Source organism: Kineobactrum sediminis (genome assembly GCF_002868715.1).
GTDB classification, from domain to species: Bacteria; Pseudomonadota; Gammaproteobacteria; order Pseudomonadales; family Halieaceae; genus Kineobactrum; species Kineobactrum sediminis.
In genome coordinates this window covers 220,808-238,064 of the sequence record NZ_PKLZ01000001.1, presented here as the reverse complement: position 1 = coordinate 238,064, position 17,257 = coordinate 220,808, and the positions used below count along the sequence as shown (strand labels likewise).

Below are 17,257 nucleotides of genomic sequence, written 5' to 3'. Positions count from 1 at the left end.
TGGCAAGACCCCGGAAACCGACCCGACGTCCGGACTGGAAACGGCCGGTTTCGAAACCTTTGAGCCCACCGGCGAACTCGGCCATAGCGATGTCAATCTCGATATGATCGTCGACGTACCGGTTACGTTGTCGATGGAAGTGGGGCGAACGTCCATCAGTATCCGCAACCTGCTGCAACTGAACCAGGGTTCCGTCGTGGAGCTGGACCGGGTGGCAGGCGAGCCGCTGGACGTGTTCGTCAACGGCACCCTGGTCGCTCACGGTGAAGTGGTGGTGGTTAACGAAAAGTTCGGTATCAGGCTTACGGACGTTATCAGCCCCTCGGAACGTGTAAAAAAACTGCAATGAGATGCGCATGGTTACTGATTGTTGCCCTCTCCGGCAGTGCCCGTCATGTTCACGCGCAGGAAATGATTGCCGCTGATGCAGCGGGCAACATGCTGCGTATGGTGATGGGCCTGGGTGTGGTGATCCTGCTGGTATTTGCGCTTGCCTGGCTGGCCCGGCGCGCCTCGGTAATGAAGTTCCTGAACCGTGGCGGCGAGGGCCCGATTCGCATGCTGGGGCAGTTATCCCTGGGCACCCGCGAGCGCCTGTTGCTGGTTGAAGTGGAAGGCCAGAAGATACTGCTGGGCGTGGTGCCCGGGCGGATTACCCGGCTCGACGGCATTGCGACAGGCGAGTCGGGTGATTTTGAGCGGCACCTGAAGACCGCGCAAAGTGGCGCCAGACCATGAGGTGGGCGCTGGTCGCACTGGCAACCGCCCTGTTACCGATATTCGCACAGGCTGCGCCCGGTGATCTCGAGCTGTTGAAGGTCATGCCTGCCGAGGACGGCAGCCAGACCTGGAGCCTGACCATCCAGGTGCTGGTGCTGATGACGGTGCTGACCCTGTTGCCGTCCATCCTGTTGATGTTTACCTCCTTCACCCGGATTATTGTGGTGCTGGCTATCCTGCGCCAGGCGCTGGGTACGGGTACCACGCCTTCCAACCAGGTGTTGATCGGTCTGGCGCTCTTTCTTACCCTGTTCGTGATGGCCCCGGTTACCACCGAGCTTTATGAGCTGTCTGTTGAGCCCTACATGAGTGAAGAGATCACCATGCAGGAAGCGATAACAACAGGGATAAAGCCGATACACCAATTCATGAGTAACCAGGTGCGGGAAAGTGACCTGGCGATGTTTGCGGGTTTGGGTGGTTATGAAGAGGGTTTCGAGTCACCCGCCGACGTGCCGTTTACATTGCTGATTCCGGCGTTCCTCACCAGCGAGCTGAAAACCGCTTTCCAGATCGGGTTCCTCCTGTTTATCCCCTTTGTGATTATTGATCTCGCGGTGGCCAGCGTGCTGATGTCGATGGGCATGATCATGTTGTCGCCCATGGTGGTATCACTGCCATTCAAGCTGATGTTGTTTGTGTTGATTGATGGCTGGAGCCTGGTAATGGGTACACTCGCCGCAAGTTTTTATACGGGAGTTGTCTGATGTCTCCGGATCTCGTCGTTGAAGTGGGGCGCCAGTCGCTGTGGGTCATTGCCTTACTGGTGGCGCCCCTGCTGCTATCCGCCCTGGCTACGGGCTTGCTGATTGGCATGTTCCAGGCGGCCACATCAATCAATGAGATGACCCTGAGTTTCATTCCCAAGTTGATTGTTCTGGCTATAGCCCTGATGCTGAGCGGCGCCTGGATGCTTGAATTGATTGTTTCGTTCTCGCGTGAACTGATCATGAGTATTCCGGAACTGATTGGGCTGCAATGACGCCCTATGAGTTCAGTGAGGCCTCGCTGCTCGACTGGCTGGGGCAGTTTCTCTGGACCCTGTTCCGGGTAGCTGCCATGTTCATGGTGGCACCTTTGTTCGGTGCCCGTTACATTCCCACAAGGGTTCGCGTGACCCTGGCGTTTGCCTGTTCACTTGCCATTTTCCCCATGCTGCCTCCCGGTCCTGATGTGGCCCCTTTCTCGGCCCAGGCACTGTTGTTGGTGATGCAACAGATTCTTATCGGTATCGCGGCGGGTTTTATCCTGCAGCTGGTTTTTGATGCCATCGTCATTGGTATACAAACCGTTTCCATGAGTATGGGGCTGGGCTTCGCCATCTTCATCGACAGCCAGAATGGGGTGCAGGTGCCGGTGCTGAGTCAGTTGCACCTGTTGCTGGCAATGCTATTGTTTTTGTCCTTTGACGGTCACCTGATGATCGTGGCCCTGATTGTGGACAGTTTCCAGTTGTTGCCGGTAAGTGCCGGTGGCCTGTCTCCCGAGGCTTTCTGGACGATAGCTTCCTGGGGGACCACCCTATTCCTCGGTGCCCTGAAAGTGGCGTTGCCCGCGGCAACAGCCGTGCTGATCGTGAATATGTCCATCGGCGTGATCAGCCGTGCGGCACCCACGCTTAACCTGTTCGCGATTGGCCTGCCGTTGACCATTATTGTCGGGCTGGTCGTGTTGATTATTACGCTGCCTTCGCTGGAAGTCTCGCTGATATTCTTGATTGAACAGGCCACCAGTACGATCGGCAACCTGTGGCTGATGGTGAACTGATGGCCGAGGAAGAGAGCGGCGGCGGCCAGGAACGCACAGAAGAGCCCACCCCCAAGAAACTACAGGAAAGCCGGGACAAGGGCGAGGTTCCGCGATCACGTGAGCTGACCATGACCCTGGTGATGCTGGTGGGTTCGGCCACCCTGATGATCTCGGGTGACTGGTTTGTGTCGCGCTTTGTGGCTCTGCTCACCACCGGTTTCCAGATTGAGCGGGCGGAGGTATTTGACGACGGCTACATGGTGCGCAAACTGTCGGAGCTGGCCACTGAATCGATTCTGGTGCTCATTCCCTTACTCGGCGCACTGACACTGACGGCACTGGCGGCGCCGGCATTACTCGGTGGCTGGTTGTTCAGTAGCCAGGCGATGGCACCGAAGCTGAGCAGGATGGACCCGCTCAAGGGGCTGAAGCGTATTTTTGGCGCCCAGGGCCTGATGGAGCTGATCAAGGCCATGGCCAAGTTCCTGGTGGTGGGTATTGCCGCCGGTTTTTTCCTGTGGCTTGTGGCGGACAGATTCCTGTCCCTGTCGCGCCTGCCGGTAATTTCCGCGATTGGCGAGAGTGTCTGGCTGGCGACACTGGCCCTGTTTGTGATGAGCGCATCGCTGCTGGTGATCGCCGCGGTGGACGTGCCCTTCCAGCTGGCTACGCATATGAAGCAAATGCGCATGACGCGACAGGAAGTCAAAGAGGAAATGAAAGATACGGACGGCCGGCCAGAGGTGAAGAGCCGTATCCGCAACCTGCAGATGGAAATGGCCAACCGACGAATGATGTCGGATGTACCGGATGCCGACGTGATTATCACCAACCCCACCCACTTTGCCGTAGCCGTGCGCTATGAGTCGGGCGCCATGGCCGCACCCATAGTGGTTGCCAAAGGGGTTGAACTGGTGGCGCTGGCGATTCGTGAGATTGGGGAGGAGGCGGGTGTGCCCTTGCTTGAAGCGCCGCCATTGGCCCGGGCATTGTACGCCAGTGTCGATATCGGCCAGCCGATACCACCAAAACTCTATGTTGCCGTGGCCGAGGTTCTCACCTGGGTCTACCAGGTGCGCACCCGGCCCCCGGAGACTTCGCCACCGGCACCGCCCAACCCGATCGTAGACCCCGACGAACCGACAGGACAGACATAAATCCCCTTGTCCGGCGCGCCTGTTCTGGCCCGGAATTTGCAGCACATGAAGTTGATACGGAGGAGGGTTGAGTCTTGGCCAATAACGTCAATTTCCCGGCGATTGTACAGCGTATAGGCCTGATGGGTCTCGGTGGCCCCGCCATGGTGTTGCTGGTGCTGGCGATGGTGGTCTTGCCGCTGCCTGCGGCATTACTCGATATCCTGTTCACCTTCAATATTACCCTGTCAATTGCCGTTATTCTTGGTGTGATCTACATCATGAAACCACTCGAATTCGGCGTGTTTCCCACCGTCCTGCTGTTGGGTACGCTGCTGCGACTGGCGTTGAATATCGCCTCAACCCGCGTGGTGCTGCTGGAGGGACATACTGGAGCAGATGCCGCCGGTAAGGTTATCCAGGCCTTTGGCGAGTTTGTTATTGGCGGTAACTATGCGGTGGGCCTGGTGGTCTTTGCCATCCTGGTGATTATCAATTTTGTGGTGGTGACCAAGGGTGCCACGCGGGTTTCGGAAGTGACGGCCCGCTTTACCCTCGACGCGATGCCCGGCAAGCAGATGGCCATTGATGCCGATGTGAACGCCGGCCTGATCGACCAGCACGAAGCCCGGGCCCGTCGCGAAGAGATTCGCCAGGAAGCCGACTTTTACGGCGCCATGGATGGGGCCAGTAAATTTGTCCGTGGCGACGCCGTGGCGGGGATCATCATTCTGGTGATCAATATTGTGGGCGGCCTGTTGATAGGCACCATACAGCGCGGCATGAGTTTTGGTGATGCAGTGGAACGCTACGCCTTGCTCACCGTGGGTGACGGGCTGGTTGCCCAGATTCCGGCGCTGCTGCTTTCCACCTCGGTGGCAATGATTGTTACCCGCATGTCGCGGCCGCAGGATATGGGCCAGGAGTTGTTCTCGCAGTTGTTCGGCAAGCCCAAGGTGTTGGCATATACCGGCGGGCTGCTGGCCCTGATGGGGCTTATTCCCGGCATGCCCAATTTTTCATTTTTGCTGCTGGCGGCGGCCGCGGGTGGTGCCTCGTGGCTATTGCACAAGCGGATTCAAAAAGCCGAGAGCATGGCGTTACATGAACCCTCGGAAGCGCCGAGTGCGGAAACCGAGCCGGTAAAGGATTTTGGCTGGGATGATATATCCCAGGTAGATCCCGTAGGGCTGGAAGTGGGCTATCGCCTGGTCCCGCTGGTTGACCGGCAGCAGGGCGGTGAGCTGATGGGTCGGATCAAGGGTGTACGCAAGAAGCTGTCGCAGTCGCTTGGGTTTCTGATCCCGGCAGTGCATATCCGGGATAACCTGGAGCTGGCGCCAAACCAGTACCGCATGTCGGTGTTCGGTGTGCCCTGTGCGGAAGCTGACGTGCGACCGGACCGGGAGCTGGCCATCAACCCCGGCGGGATTACCGGTACGGTGCAGGGGCTGGCGGCAACCGACCCCGCTTTTGGCATGCCCGCGGTATGGATTGATCCGGGTAGCCGGGAGCACGCACAGACCCTCGGCTACACGGTGGCCGACTCGGCCACCGTCATCGCCACCCACATGAGCCAGGTCCTGAAAAAACACGCCCACGAATTGCTTGGCCACCAGGAGGTACAGCATCTGTTCGACCAGCTCGCCAAGACCGCACCCAGACTGGTAGAAGACCTCACGCCCAAGATCCTGCCGTTGTCTACCGTGGTGCGGATATTGCAGCAGTTACTGATGGAAAAAATACCGATTCGCAATTTTCGCGGCATCTGTGAGGCGTTGGTGGAACACGGCGCACGCAGTCAGGATATTGACACTTTGCTGGCGGAGGTTCGGGTCGCCCTGGGTCGCCAGATTGTGCAGGAAATAAACGGTATGGCGATGGAGCTGCCGGTGGTGACCCTGGCACCGGAGCTGGAGCAGTTGCTGCTGCAGCTGGTGCAGCAGGGCAATACCTCGGCACTGGAGCCGGGGCTGGCGGAGCGAATCCAGGAAACGCTGCAATCCAGTGCCCAGGACCAGGAATTACGAGGGGAGCCCGCGGTGCTGCTGGTGCCCCCTGGCATCCGCCAGATGCTGGCCCGGTTTGCCCGCCAGACGGTGCCCGGGCTGCACGTACTGGCCCACAATGAGATACCGGAGGACAAGCAGCTGCGGCTGGTTCGATCGGTTACACGTTCACTGACCAATGTCGCGTGACGCGAACATAAGTAAAAAGGAAACCCATTCATGCAGATCAAGCGCTACACGGCACCGGATATGCGACAGGCCCTGAAAATGGTGCGCGATGAGCAGGGTCCGGACGCCGTCATTCTGTCATCACAGCAGGTCGCCGATGGTCTGGAAGTGGTAGCGGCCGTCGGTTATGATGAATCCCTGATGCCGTACTCCACAGATAAAAAGCCGGTGGAGCGAGCCGGCGGGGAACAGCGGCGGCCCGAACAGCCGGTGAGCTTCCTTGACTACGACACTCCCCCGCAGCCCGATGCCGATGGGCGGGTAAAATCCCCCGCAGCGATGGCTGCCGAGCGAGACCAGGACGTTTTTGATACACGGAAAGACACCGAAAAGCGCGCGCGATCAACCCCACTGCGGCCTGCCCCGGGGGCTTCGGCTGCAACAGTACCCGTCGATGATGCGTCACTGTTGAACATGCGGGACGAGATCAACGCACTGCGTCGTATGCTTGAGTGCCAGCTTTCCAGCCTCGCCTGGAACGACTTTTCCCGCAAGAGCCCGGTGCGGGCGGATTTGCTCAGGAACCTGATTCACCTTGGGCTTTCGCCACAGCTTGCGCAGGAGCTTGCCGCGCGCGTTCCCGCCGATGAGCGCGACCCGGTTCGCGCCTGGCGCCAGGCATTGGGGGAGCTGGCCGGGCGGGTGCCGGTGGCTAAAGCAGACCCCCTGGAGAACGGTGGCGCGATCGCGCTTGTCGGCCCCACCGGCGTGGGCAAGACCACCACAATTGCCAAGCTGGCGGCTCGTTACGCGCATCGCTTCGGTTCCGAACAAGTGGCCATGATCAGTGCCGACGACAGTCGTGTGGGGGCGCGTGAACGCCTGTTCACCTACGGACGAATGCTCAATATCCCGGTCTATGTAGCCGGTTGCGCCGAGGAAGTCAGCAGGCATATCGCCCGTCTGGATCACGCCCGTCTGGTGCTGGTCGATACGGCCGGTACCGGACGCAATGATCACCACCTTGAGCAGATCCTGGAGCTCACCCGTAACCCCGGTCGCCCCTTGCTGCCCTATCTGGTGCTGGCGGCCAATGCCCAGATCCAGGCCCTGGAGGAGAGCGCTATGTTGTTCGGCAGTTTGCCGCTGGCGGGCCTCATCGCTACCAAGCTGGATGAAGCCGCCAGTCTCGGCGGCTTGCTGAGTGTCATGGTGCGCCACCAGCACCCCCTGGTTTTCTCTTCGAGCGGGCAGGATGTGCCGCAGAATTTGCGGCCTGCCAATGCCCGCCTTCTGGTCAAGCGCGCAGTTGAGCTGATGCGGTCAGAACCTCGTCGAATGGATATTGAGTCCCTGGCCCAGCACATAGGCGAGGTGCAATATGCTCTTGGATGAGGCCATGACCGCTTCCGACGGCGAGCGGGCGCAGGCGGCAACCCCCCTGGTGATTACCGTGGCCAGTGGCAAGGGCGGCGTCGGCAAGACCAATGTCTCGGTGAATCTTGCCGTGGCCCTTGCCATGAAAGGCAACAAGACCTGGCTGTTTGACGCAGACCTCGGCCTGGCTAACGTCGATGTATTGCTGGGGCTCAGTCCCCAGCGCACCCTTGCTCATGTGCTGGAGGGCGACTGCGACCTGAATGACATCGTGCTGACCGGCCCCGAGGGCGTTCGGATCATTCCCGCATCCTCCGGTGTGCAGCGCATGGCAGAGCTCTCGCTGACAGAATCCAGTGGGCTTATTCATGCCTTTTCCGAACTTGGGACTGATGTCGACGTGCTGATAGTGGATACGGCGGCCGGCATCAACCAATCGGTAACCATGTTCGCGGCAGCCGCTCACGAAGTATTGGTGGTGGTATGCAATGAGCCGGCTTCCATTACCGATGCCTATGCCCTGATCAAGGTCCTGTCCCGGGAACACGGCGTTCAACATGTCCAGGTATTGGCAAATATGGTCCGCAGTAGCGTGGAGGGCCGCGAGCTGTACCAGAAAATCGCCCGGGTCACTGATCGTTACCTGGATATAACCGTGCGTTATGCCGGTTTTGTCCCTCACGATGAATTCCTGCGCCGGGCCCTGCAGCGACAAGAGCCGGTAATTACCGCTTATCCTGCGTGTCGTGCAACACAAGCATTCAAGAAACTCGCGGAAGCGACCGCTACATGGAGAGGACGCAAGGGTCCGCAGGGACAGATTGAGTTTTTCCTCGAGCAGGCGTTGGGTGTTGTTTCTTGACGGGTGAAAGGAGAGCATCCCAGCTGAGCGCGGAATATGCGGCAGTCCGGAACCTGCCGGTAGGCGAGCTCGTTGAAACCTATGCGCTTCTGGTCAGGCGCATCGCGTACCACCTCGGTGGACGTTTGCCGGACAGTGTGGATGTTAACGACCTGATTCAGGCGGGAATGCTGGGATTGATGGAAGCGGCAAAAAAATATACGGGCGATCGCGGGGCAAATTTTGAGACCTACGCGGGCATCCGTATTCGTGGCGCCATGCTGGATGAACTGCGGCGCATGGACTGGGTACCGCGGTCGGTTCATCGCAAGGTTCGCAGTATGGTAGGGGCCATCCGGATAGTTGAGGCCCGCTCGGGCAGCAGGGCAACTGACCTCGATGTGGCTGCCGAGATGGGGGTCAGCCTTGACGATTACCACGAGATCGCCCGCGAGGCAGTGTCCTGTCGCATGTTCAGTACCGAGGAGCTGGCGTCTGTGGATAGCGAAATGCAGGGCAGCGCCGCAGTGGCCTCGCCGGAACAGCAGGCGGAGGAAGAGTCGATTGCGGTCTCTCTGGCCACGACTATAGCCTCCCTGCCGGAGCGCGAACGGATGATTATGAGTTTGTATTACAACGATGAATTGAATTTACGTGAAATCGGTGAAGTCCTGGGGGTAAGCGAATCCCGGGTGTGCCAGTTGCACGGCCAGGCCCTGGTTCGTATCAGGGCCCGGATGCTTGATTAGATGGGCGTTAAAGCTGCCACGATGCCAAGACTTTTATTGAGGGGAAACGATTGAACAAGGATATGCAGATTCTGGTGGTCGATGATTTTTCGACGATGCGCCGTATTGTGAAGAATCAGCTCAGGGAGCTGGGCTTCAGTAATATCAGGGAGGCGGACGACGGCTCGTCTGCCCTTGATATATTGCGTGTGACGCCCATCGACTTTGTGGTCACTGACTGGAACATGCCCGGCATTCCCGGCATTGACCTGCTCAAGACCATTCGCGCGGACGAAAAGCTGAAATCCATTCCCGTGCTGATGGTCACCGCAGAGGCAAAGCGCGAGCAGATTATAGAGGCGGCGCAATCCGGTGTTAACGGTTATGTCGTCAAGCCGTTCACAGCGCAGTCACTGAAAGAAAAAATCGAGCGTATTTTTGAACGAATCGAGTCTCAATCATGACTATGGAACATGGCGATAAAGCCACGCCCGACAAGGCCGTTCATCGATCTCCCGGGGACTACCTGGCAATTATCGAACCGCTGATGGACGCTGCGCACGCGGATGATGAAACCGCGTTCTTCACCTTGCTGGATGACCTGACAGCGATGCGCGAAAAGTCGCTGTTCCAGGACGTGGGCCATCTGACCCGCCAGCTTCATGAAGCACTGACCAACTTCCAGCTGGACTCCCGGGTAGCGGATCTTGCCAGTGAAGAGTTTCCGGATGCAAGGCAACGTCTTGACCAGGTCATTGCACTTACCGAACAGTCGGCCCATAAGACAATGGATGCCGTTGAAGAGATGATGCCGCAGGCCGATGCGTTGATCACGCGCGCGACTGTTCTGGACGAATCCTGGAATCGATTTCTCCGCCGCGACCAGTCGGCCGATGACTTTCGGGCCATGGTGGGGGAAGTATCCGAATTTATTGAAGAAACCGGAGCTCACGCCGCTGCAATAAAGACGGGGTTATCCGACGTGCTGATTTCCCAGAATTTTCAGGATTTGTCCGGACAGGAGATTCGCAAGGTTATTCACCTGGTACATGAAGTGGAAGAAACACTCATAAACATGATTCGCATGACCGGCAGGGCCGGTGTGCCGATGGACCGGAAAGCTGCCGTTGCTGCACCTCTACCCAGCGATGGTGAGCACCGTGTTACCAGCCAGGATGAAGCCGATGAGCTGTTATCCAGTCTCGGCTTCTGACGGAGATCACTATGGACTTTGAGTTGGATGACAGTATTCGCGAGGATTTTCTTGTAGAGGCGAATGAAATCGTTGAGAAGCTCGGTTCCGAGCTGGTGCAGCTCGAACGCCAACCGGACGACCACCATCTGCTCAATAGTGTTTTTCGTGGTTTCCACACCATAAAAGGCGGGGCGGGTTTTCTCAATGTAGAACCCCTGGTGTTGGTTTGCCACGGTGCGGAAGAAGTCTTTGATTCCCTGCGCAATGGCAAGCTGGTGCTCAACAACGAGATCATGGATACCGTTCTCCAGGTAGTGGATATTGTTGTCGACATTCTTGGGGTTGTTTCCAGCGGACAGGTGCCCGAACCGGCCCCGCCGGGACTGCTGGACCGCTTACTGGATTTTGTGCACTCGGCCGAATCTCCTGCCAGGGTACCATCTGCGGCGATTGCCGACGCACCAGGCGATGATATCGCCGATCTTGAATTCGACGCGATTATTGATTCCGTGCGCGCCGAGATTTTTGTCGAGTCGGAACAATCTGTCAAAAAAACGAGCGCTCCTGATCCGGCCGGCGCCATAACGGATGACGAGTTTGAGGCTTTACTGGACCAGCTACAGGATATGGAACAGCCAGCCCCGGTTAAGACGGGAACGGAAACCGATTTTGCCGGGATTGAAGCCGTCGTTGACCAGGAGTCGGTAGCCGTTACCCCTAAACAGGAGGCGGCAGCCCGTGAATCCACTCCGGCCGCAACACCGGAGTCTACCATCAGGGTGAGTGTTTCTCGTCTCGATAGCGTTATGAATCTGGTCGGCGAGCTGGTGCTGGTACGAAATCGGCTGACCAATCTCGGCGCCGACCTGGACAATGAAGAGCTGAAAAAAACGGTCGCCAATCTCGATCTGGTGACGGCCGATCTGCAAAATGGGGTAATGCAAACCCGTATGCAGCCGATAGGGAAGGTTTTTTCACGTTTTCCAAGGCTGGCGCGGGATGTCGCGCGCACGCTCAACAAGGAAATTGAGCTCAGCATATCCGGTGAAGATACGGACCTCGATAAAAACCTCGTACAGGCGCTATCCGATCCCCTGGTGCATTTGGTGCGCAACGCCATGGACCACGGCATTGAGGCTCCGGATGTGCGGCAGGCCAATGGCAAACCCCGTAGCGGCAAGGTTGAGCTGTCAGCCCAGCAGGAAGGCAATCATATTGTCATAATAATCCGCGACGATGGCGCGGGGATCGACGCTGATGTCTTGCGCGACAAGGCGGTCAAGAAAGGTCTCCTCAATGCTGACGTGGCGAGCAAGCTAAGCCGGCACGAGTGTTACGATCTCGTTTTCCTGCCCGGGTTTTCAACCCGTGATGTAGTCTCTGATATGTCGGGCCGGGGTGTCGGCATGGACGTGGTGAAAACCCGCATCGCCGAGCTTAACGGAAACGTTGAAATAGACTCGGAGCTGGGTAAAGGCACCCTCGTCAAGGTGCGTGTCCCGCTGACCCTGGCCATAATGCCCACTTTGATGGTTCGCCTGCGTCAGCGTACCTTTGCGTTCCCCTTGTCGCAGGTGCTTGAGGTATTTTCGCTCAATGCCGACAACGTACATCATGTCGCAGGACGTGAGGTGATCATGGTGCGAGGCAAGCCGCTGCCGCTGGTTTTTCTTCGGACCTGCCTGGCCTCTGCTGACTCCGAGGACTTTGCAGGTATTGCGTATGTTGTGGTGCTACAGGTGGGCAGCGGTATGGTCGGCTTTGTGACCGACGATGTTCTCGGCCAGGAAGAAGTGGTTATTAAACCGTTGGGCGCGATGTTGCACGATGTGCCCGGCTTCGCCGGTGCGACGATTACCGGCGACGGTCATATAGCACTCATTTTTGACGTCAATGGTCTCATGAAGCGGGTCAGCCAGGCGGCCTGAAGGGGACCTGATGGATATTCTCAGCCTGGTCGGGATTATACTCGCGTTTGTATCCTTGCTGGTGGGTTCAATACTCAAGGGTTCCGGTCTCGCGGCGCTGGTGTCGGGTGCGGCGTTCGTTATCGTCATCTGCGGTACCCTGGCGGCGGTGCTGCTGCAGACATCCATGCCTGTCATGAAACGTTCCATGAAAGTTGTGGGCTGGATTATCAGGCCACCGGGCACCGACACCGAAGAAATGATCGAAAAGATTGTCAGCTGGAGCCAGCTGGCGAGAAAGGAAGGTTTGCTGGGGCTGGAGGCAGTCGTTGAAGCGGAAACCGATCCTTTTGTACAAAAGCTGCTGCAACTGTTGGTTGATGGCGGCGAGCCGGAAATGATCCAGAGTATTATGGATGTGGAAATTGGTACCCGGGAAGAACTCGATGCTGCCGCGGCCAAGGTCTTCGAGGCCATGGGGATTTACGCCCCCACCATGGGGATTGTTGGCGCTGTCCTGGGTTTGATGGCGGTAATGCAAAACCTGGCTGACCCGTCAAAACTGGGCTCGGGTATTGCAGCCGCATTTACTGCAACCATTTATGGGATTGGTTCCGCCAACCTGTTTTTCTTGCCAATGGCCGGCAAACTCAAATCTATTATTCACGGCCAGACTAAAGCGCGGGAGATGATTGTTGAGGGAGTTGTTTCAATTGCGCAGGGTGAAAACCCGAGAAATATCGAGACCAAACTCAAGGGCTACCTTGAATAAGCGCGCAGGCAGTGATTAATGGCTCGGAAGAAACGCCATGAAGAACACGCCAACCACGAAGCCTGGGCCATTCCCTATGGCGATCTGGTCACCCTGCTGTTGGCTTTTTTTGTAGTTATGTATTCAATCTCTTCGGTGAATGAAGGTAAATATCGGGTGTTGTCGGATTCAATGGTGGCGGCGTTCAAGGGCAGCCCCAGGTCAACGCAGCCAATACAGATAGGGGACAAGCGCCCGGCGGGGAGCGCCGACCAGGCGCAGCTGGGAGCAATACCCCCGGGTACCGTAAGCCGGAGTTCGTTTTCATTGCCTCCGCTACCCGACGCGCCCGCTGATTCGGGCGGAGGTGAAGCCCGCATGGAAATTATGGCGGATGATATCCGCAAGGCCCTTGCTGAGTTGATAGAACTGGACCAGGTGCGTGTTCGCCAGACGCCGCTGTGGGTAGAAGTTGAAATCAATACGGACTTGCTGTTCCCGGTAGGTATAGCCCAGGTGGCAAGTGCCGCTACGCCGACATTGGAACGTCTGGCTGAGATTTTACAGCCGCTGCCCAATCGGGTGCGTATTGAAGGCCATACCGATGACGTACCGATAAGCACGGTGCGCTTTCCTTCAAACTGGGAATTGTCGGCGGCGCGGGCCAGCAGTGTTGTACGGCTTTTCCAGGAGCGGGGGGTTGCTCCCGTGCGAATGGCTGCGATCGGCCTGGGAGAATTCAGCCCGGTGGCCGACAATATCTCTACCGAGGGCCGCAATCGAAACCGTCGGGTCACAATCATCATATTGGCAAGTGATCGGATGCCCGCTGAATTCGTTGAAGATATGGCAGGCGACGCATTAACCGAGACTGCATCATGAAAATCTGGACTATCGCGAATCAAAAAGGCGGCGTTGGTAAAACCACAACCGTTGTCACCCTGGCCGGCGGTTTGCTTGAGCGCGGGGAAAAGGTGTTGGTGGTGGACCTGGACCCCCAGGCCTCCCTGACCTCTTATTTCGGCCTGGATGCCGAGGCGGCCGAGCACAGCGTTTATAACCTGTTCGCGGACAAAAAAGCGGCAGCGATTGATATTGTAGCAAGGACACAATCCACTGAGGGGCTTGATGTACTGCCTGCGGTACCGGCACTTGCGACCCTGGATCGGCAGCTGGGAAGTCGCCAGGGACAGGGCCTGATCTTGCGACAGGCTCTGGCGTCACTGGAGGGACTGTACGATCACGTATTGCTGGATTGCCCCCCCACACTCGGCATTCTGATGATAAATGCCCTGGCGGCAGCGAACCGTGTGATTGTGCCAACCCAGACCGAGCACCTGGCACTGAAGGGGCTTGAACGTATGTTGCGCACCCTGGAAATGGTTAATCGTTCTCGTCCCAGCCCACTTGAATACCTCATTGTGCCGACCATGTTTGATCGTCGCACCCGTGCTTCGACTCACGCCCTGCGGGAACTGCGAGAGCGCTATGAGGGCCCATCGCTTTGGTCCGGGGTCATTCCGGTTGATACCCGGTTTCGCGAGGCCAGTGAACTGGGTCTGCCCTTGTGCCAGGTGGCACCCGCTAGCCGGGGTGCCAAGGCCTTTCTGGAGCTGTTGGCGGAACTACTGGACTCAGACAGCGATCGGTCCTCTGGGAAAGAGGCGGTAGCATGACGGGGGCAAGGCAGAATCCCACCGCAGCAGAGCAGGCTATCGACAGTTACATGAGCGAGCTGCTGCAGGAATTGCCCGAGGAACCCATTGCCGGGAGCAGCCAGACCGCGCCCGATCAAGCTAATGGTTATTACCTGTTTGAAGTGCTGGGACTGCATGTGGCTGTTGCGGGGGACCGGGTGGATTCAGAAGTTGCTCTGCCACAGGTACTGGAAGGCGCTCGCGATGCCACCTGGTACTGCAGCGCAACAGTCGCAGGGCGGACGGTAACGGTGATTGATACGGCACGCCTGATGCTACCCGCAGACCTGGCGCCGTACAATGTGCCATTGGCCGAGCGCGCACAGCGCATGCTCTTGCTGGATGAGGGCGAGTGGGCAATCGCCATTGAAGAGACCGGTGAGGAGGTCGCTATTGATATACAGGCGGTGAGCTGGCGTGGTCCTACCGGCCGCAGGGCGTGGCTGGCGGGTACGCTGGCAAGTAAACGCTGTGTACTGTTGGATCTCGACGGCCTGCGTAGGCTGGTACAGCTGCCTGTGAGTGCAGCACCCTGTTAAAAACTGAAGAACCTCTGGCAAGGAGATAGTGAGTGAACGCAGAAGAACAGAATGATGACACCCGGGTGGACTTCAACGATGATGACACATTGGTCGCCATTAGCCACGGTAGCCTGGACAATTGCAATGAGTGGTTGCGATTCACGGTTGATCGCCAGCACTATGGGGTAAGTTTACTGCAGGTGCAGGAGATACTTTGCGCTGGTGATATAACACCTGTGTCAGGAGCGCCGGAATTTGTACTGGGGGTAATCAACGTCCGTGGCAGTATTGTAACAGTGGTTGACGCCAGGCGGCGGATGAAGCTGCCCGTGCGTGGGGAAACTGATAATATCGACTGGATTATCATTCTCGATATCAGTGGTGAGCATGTAGGCCTGGTCGTGGATGAAGTGCTTGAGGTGCAAGTCCTGGATAGCAGCAAGTTTGAAAACCTGCCGGGTGATAAAGCCTTTGAAGTCGAGGGTGTTATCGAAACTGAAGCGGGCATGATGATTCTGGTCGATGCCAGGATGATGGCGGGCATGGGACAGGCGGCAGAGGACCAGGTTGCCGCCGCCTGATCTTCAGAACAGCTCGGCGAGGCCCTCGTCCAGGTTTTTTTGTGAGACCGGTTTGCGCCGCGCCCGGACCCAGATCTCGTGCTGCTGATGAATACTGGCCGCCAACTCACCAGTGTCATGGATCTGCTGCAAAATGCCCGCGACCTGGCGCAGGTAAGCAAGACTGCGCTGGGCTTCACTTAGTGCCTGTAGCGAGAGGTCCTCAAACTGCAGGGATCTTACCGAGGCAGCGACTGCATGCTCCAGCTGCGGCTGGTTTTTTGCGACAGTTTCCAGCACTCGTTCAATAGCCACTTGCGCATCTTTTGTGTCCACGCCATCGGGATTTGGTCCCAGTGTTTCCTGCACCGTATGGGCCAGATCGGCCGACAGGTCATGGAGCTGGTGAAAGTGGGTCGACAGGTCAGATGCCGCGTGCTGGATCATGCTCCTGGTGCGCTCGATTTCTTCTTCTACATGCATCAATTCACTGTTGAGCAGCACACCAAATTCGTTAAAGGCTTTCACGCTGTCGATGACAGCGACGGTATCGAGATCGTTTGGGGTACCCCACACCTGGTCAGGTCGCCACCAATCGGCCGCTATCAACAGCGGTATCATGGCCGCCGCCAGCAGTGCGCCAGGCAAGTCACCGGCAACGCTACTCGTCACGAGCAGCGTAATAGCCAGCACACTACTGACGGCAATGGCGGCCCGGCGCAAATGCGTGGCTGAAGCTTTCATCAATGCTACCCAGCCCCCTGCTTGCGCCATACCGCTTTCAGCAGGCCGGCTGCGATATGGCCGAGTGGTAGCACTTCGCTGGCGGCACCTCTCTTGACCGCTTCCCCGGGCATCCCCCAGACAACGCTCGTCTCTTCATTCTGGGCAATGGTATGCAGGCCCGCATTGTGGAGCTCCAGCAGGCCCGCTGCACCGTCTGCCCCCATCCCGGTCAGCAGCGCCGCAGCGGCATTAACGCCCGCGGTCTGCAAGACCGAGCGAAACAATACATCCACGCTTGGCCGGTGACGGTTAACCAGTTCGCCATCGCTGAGTCTGCAGACATAGCGAGCGCCGTCGCGCATTAGCAAAAGATGGCGGTCGCCTGGCGCGATAAACGCATGTCCCGGTATCACCACATCGCCGTCCTCAGCCTCTTTCACGTTCAATGGTGTAACCCGATTCATTCGCTCGGCGAACGCGGTGCTGAAGCCGGGTGGGATGTGCTGCGCAATGACGATCCCCGGCGCTTCCCGGGGCATGCCCATCAGCACATCCTTTATAGCCTCGGTACCACCGGTAGAGGCGCCAATGGCGATGATCTGGTCGGTGGTGCGAAAGTGCCTCAGCGGTTGTCTCGGAATAACCGCATCGGAGGAATGTACCTGCGCCGGTGCCGTGAGCTGGCTCAGCTTCCTGATTTTTGCCTGGGCTGCCGCCCTGACCTTGTCGGTGAGTTCATCTACATACCCGGCCAGAGAGCGAGTGACATCCATCTTGGGCTTGGTAATAAAGTCCACTGCGCCCAGTTCAAGTGCCTCCAGAGTCACCTCGGCTCCTTGCTCGGTGAGCGTCGAGACCATGATGACCGGCATGGGTCGCAGGCGCATGAGGTTGCGTAAAAAAGTGATGCCGTCCATCCTTGGCATCTCGATATCGAGGGTCAGAACGTCCGGCTCAAGCAGTTTTATTTTATCGCGGGCGATAATCGGGTCCGCAGCGGTTCCAATCACTTCTATATCCGGCGCACTGTTCAGCATATCAGTGAGCAGCCTGCGGATCAGGGCTGAGTCATCAATTACCAGAACACGAATCTTTCCTGCCATCTGAATCCC

At 57.8% G+C, this 17,257-nt stretch carries 20 protein-coding genes; 18 read left to right on the top strand and 2 right to left on the bottom strand.

Going from position 1 to position 17,257, the window contains the following annotated elements:
* Nucleotides 1-34: 34 nt before the first annotated feature.
* From fliN to CWI75_RS00945, 18 genes are all read left to right on the top strand, one after another.
* Complete coding sequence (gene fliN, locus CWI75_RS01030; protein ID WP_241521065.1) at nucleotides 35-349, top strand: flagellar motor switch protein FliN; 315 nt, start codon at nucleotides 35-37, stop codon at nucleotides 347-349.
* The gene (fliO, locus tag CWI75_RS01025; RefSeq protein ID WP_101519604.1) at nucleotides 346-738 is read left to right on the top strand and encodes a flagellar biosynthetic protein FliO; all 393 of its coding nucleotides are present in this window, start codon (nucleotides 346-348) and stop codon (nucleotides 736-738) included. The genes fliN and fliO overlap by 4 nt, the downstream gene beginning before the upstream one ends.
* Nucleotides 735-1,487 (top strand): flagellar type III secretion system pore protein FliP, encoded by a 753-nt coding sequence (fliP, locus tag CWI75_RS01020; RefSeq protein WP_101519603.1) that lies wholly within the window; start codon nucleotides 735-737, stop codon nucleotides 1,485-1,487. Before fliO ends, fliP begins: the two co-directional genes overlap by 4 nt.
* Complete coding sequence (gene fliQ / locus CWI75_RS01015; RefSeq protein ID WP_101519602.1) at nucleotides 1,487-1,762, top strand: flagellar biosynthesis protein FliQ; 276 nt, start codon at nucleotides 1,487-1,489, stop codon at nucleotides 1,760-1,762. The genes fliP and fliQ overlap by 1 nt, the downstream gene beginning before the upstream one ends.
* Nucleotides 1,759-2,547 carry a flagellar biosynthetic protein FliR gene (fliR, locus tag CWI75_RS01010; protein WP_101519601.1) on the top strand — a complete coding sequence of 263 codons (789 nt, stop codon included), beginning with the start codon at nucleotides 1,759-1,761 and terminating at the stop codon, nucleotides 2,545-2,547. Before fliQ ends, fliR begins: the two co-directional genes overlap by 4 nt.
* Nucleotides 2,547-3,686: a flagellar biosynthesis protein FlhB gene (flhB, locus tag CWI75_RS01005; protein WP_101519600.1), complete on the top strand. Its 1,140-nt coding sequence runs from the start codon at nucleotides 2,547-2,549 to the stop codon at nucleotides 3,684-3,686. The genes fliR and flhB overlap by 1 nt, the downstream gene beginning before the upstream one ends.
* Nucleotides 3,687-3,760: 74 nt before the next feature.
* On the top strand, nucleotides 3,761-5,863 hold the full coding sequence (gene flhA, locus CWI75_RS01000; RefSeq protein WP_241521031.1) for a flagellar biosynthesis protein FlhA: 2,103 nt from the start codon (nucleotides 3,761-3,763) through the stop codon (nucleotides 5,861-5,863).
* 30 nt (nucleotides 5,864-5,893) lie between these two features.
* Nucleotides 5,894-7,237 carry a flagellar biosynthesis GTPase FlhF gene (gene flhF, locus CWI75_RS00995; RefSeq protein WP_101519599.1) on the top strand — a complete coding sequence of 448 codons (1,344 nt, stop codon included), beginning with the start codon at nucleotides 5,894-5,896 and terminating at the stop codon, nucleotides 7,235-7,237.
* Complete coding sequence (locus CWI75_RS00990; RefSeq protein WP_241521030.1) at nucleotides 7,224-8,081, top strand: MinD/ParA family protein; 858 nt, start codon at nucleotides 7,224-7,226, stop codon at nucleotides 8,079-8,081. The genes flhF and CWI75_RS00990 overlap by 14 nt, the downstream gene beginning before the upstream one ends.
* Nucleotides 8,078-8,809: an RNA polymerase sigma factor FliA gene (locus CWI75_RS00985; RefSeq protein WP_277621753.1), complete on the top strand. Its 732-nt coding sequence runs from the start codon at nucleotides 8,078-8,080 to the stop codon at nucleotides 8,807-8,809. The genes CWI75_RS00990 and CWI75_RS00985 overlap by 4 nt, the downstream gene beginning before the upstream one ends.
* Nucleotides 8,810-8,859: 50 nt before the next feature.
* Nucleotides 8,860-9,252 carry a chemotaxis response regulator CheY gene (locus CWI75_RS00980; protein WP_101519598.1) on the top strand — a complete coding sequence of 131 codons (393 nt, stop codon included), beginning with the start codon at nucleotides 8,860-8,862 and terminating at the stop codon, nucleotides 9,250-9,252.
* The gene (locus CWI75_RS00975) at nucleotides 9,249-10,001 is read left to right on the top strand and encodes a protein phosphatase CheZ (RefSeq protein WP_101519597.1); all 753 of its coding nucleotides are present in this window, start codon (nucleotides 9,249-9,251) and stop codon (nucleotides 9,999-10,001) included. The genes CWI75_RS00980 and CWI75_RS00975 overlap by 4 nt, the downstream gene beginning before the upstream one ends.
* A gap of 11 nt (nucleotides 10,002-10,012) precedes the next feature.
* Nucleotides 10,013-11,911 carry a chemotaxis protein CheA gene (locus CWI75_RS00970; protein ID WP_101519596.1) on the top strand — a complete coding sequence of 633 codons (1,899 nt, stop codon included), beginning with the start codon at nucleotides 10,013-10,015 and terminating at the stop codon, nucleotides 11,909-11,911.
* 10 nt (nucleotides 11,912-11,921) lie between these two features.
* Entirely contained in the window at nucleotides 11,922-12,662 is a 741-nt protein-coding gene (locus CWI75_RS00965) for a flagellar motor protein (RefSeq protein ID WP_101519595.1), read from the top strand.
* A gap of 18 nt (nucleotides 12,663-12,680) precedes the next feature.
* Entirely contained in the window at nucleotides 12,681-13,523 is an 843-nt protein-coding gene (gene motD, locus CWI75_RS00960) for a flagellar motor protein MotD (RefSeq protein ID WP_101519594.1), read from the top strand.
* Nucleotides 13,520-14,317 (top strand): ParA family protein, encoded by a 798-nt coding sequence (locus CWI75_RS00955; RefSeq protein ID WP_101519593.1) that lies wholly within the window; start codon nucleotides 13,520-13,522, stop codon nucleotides 14,315-14,317. Before motD ends, CWI75_RS00955 begins: the two co-directional genes overlap by 4 nt.
* Nucleotides 14,314-14,877 carry a hypothetical protein gene (locus CWI75_RS00950; protein ID WP_101519592.1) on the top strand — a complete coding sequence of 188 codons (564 nt, stop codon included), beginning with the start codon at nucleotides 14,314-14,316 and terminating at the stop codon, nucleotides 14,875-14,877. The genes CWI75_RS00955 and CWI75_RS00950 overlap by 4 nt, the downstream gene beginning before the upstream one ends.
* 32 nt (nucleotides 14,878-14,909) lie before the next feature.
* Nucleotides 14,910-15,440, top strand: a complete 531-nt coding sequence (locus CWI75_RS00945; RefSeq protein ID WP_101519591.1) for a chemotaxis protein CheW — start codon at nucleotides 14,910-14,912, stop codon at nucleotides 15,438-15,440.
* A gap of 3 nt (nucleotides 15,441-15,443) precedes the next feature.
* On the opposite strand, the gene CWI75_RS00940 is transcribed toward CWI75_RS00945, so the two are convergent.
* Both CWI75_RS00940 and CWI75_RS00935 read right to left on the bottom strand, forming a co-directional pair.
* Nucleotides 15,444-16,163, bottom strand: a complete 720-nt coding sequence (locus CWI75_RS00940; RefSeq protein WP_146003523.1) for a hypothetical protein — start codon at nucleotides 16,161-16,163, stop codon at nucleotides 15,444-15,446.
* Nucleotides 16,164-16,168: 5 nt separating this feature from the next.
* Nucleotides 16,169-17,248 (bottom strand): protein-glutamate methylesterase/protein-glutamine glutaminase, encoded by a 1,080-nt coding sequence (locus CWI75_RS00935; protein WP_101519589.1) that lies wholly within the window; start codon nucleotides 17,246-17,248, stop codon nucleotides 16,169-16,171.
* Nucleotides 17,249-17,257: the final 9 nt, after the last annotated feature.

Bases quoted from the DNA above. Each gene is read 5' to 3' on its own strand.
- CWI75_RS00970 (WP_101519596.1), top strand. From the start codon at position 10,013: ATGGACTTTGAGTTGGATGACAGTATTCGCGAGGATTTTCTTGTAGAG.
- flhF (WP_101519599.1), top strand. From the start codon at position 5,894: ATGCAGATCAAGCGCTACACGGCACCGGATATGCGACAGGCCCTGAAA.
- CWI75_RS00950 (WP_101519592.1), top strand. From the start codon at position 14,314: ATGACGGGGGCAAGGCAGAATCCCACCGCAGCAGAGCAGGCTATCGAC.
- motD (WP_101519594.1), top strand. From the start codon at position 12,681: ATGGCTCGGAAGAAACGCCATGAAGAACACGCCAACCACGAAGCCTGG.
- CWI75_RS00965 (WP_101519595.1), top strand. From the start codon at position 11,922: ATGGATATTCTCAGCCTGGTCGGGATTATACTCGCGTTTGTATCCTTG.
- CWI75_RS00935 (WP_101519589.1), bottom strand. From the start codon at position 17,248: ATGGCAGGAAAGATTCGTGTTCTGGTAATTGATGACTCAGCCCTGATC.
- CWI75_RS00990 (WP_241521030.1), top strand. From the start codon at position 7,224: ATGCTCTTGGATGAGGCCATGACCGCTTCCGACGGCGAGCGGGCGCAG.
- fliO (WP_101519604.1), top strand. From the start codon at position 346: ATGAGATGCGCATGGTTACTGATTGTTGCCCTCTCCGGCAGTGCCCGT.
- fliR (WP_101519601.1), top strand. From the start codon at position 1,759: ATGACGCCCTATGAGTTCAGTGAGGCCTCGCTGCTCGACTGGCTGGGG.
- CWI75_RS00955 (WP_101519593.1), top strand. From the start codon at position 13,520: ATGAAAATCTGGACTATCGCGAATCAAAAAGGCGGCGTTGGTAAAACC.
- flhB (WP_101519600.1), top strand. From the start codon at position 2,547: ATGGCCGAGGAAGAGAGCGGCGGCGGCCAGGAACGCACAGAAGAGCCC.
- fliQ (WP_101519602.1), top strand. From the start codon at position 1,487: ATGTCTCCGGATCTCGTCGTTGAAGTGGGGCGCCAGTCGCTGTGGGTC.
- CWI75_RS00975 (WP_101519597.1), top strand. From the start codon at position 9,249: ATGACTATGGAACATGGCGATAAAGCCACGCCCGACAAGGCCGTTCAT.
- CWI75_RS00940 (WP_146003523.1), bottom strand. From the start codon at position 16,163: ATGAAAGCTTCAGCCACGCATTTGCGCCGGGCCGCCATTGCCGTCAGT.
- fliP (WP_101519603.1), top strand. From the start codon at position 735: ATGAGGTGGGCGCTGGTCGCACTGGCAACCGCCCTGTTACCGATATTC.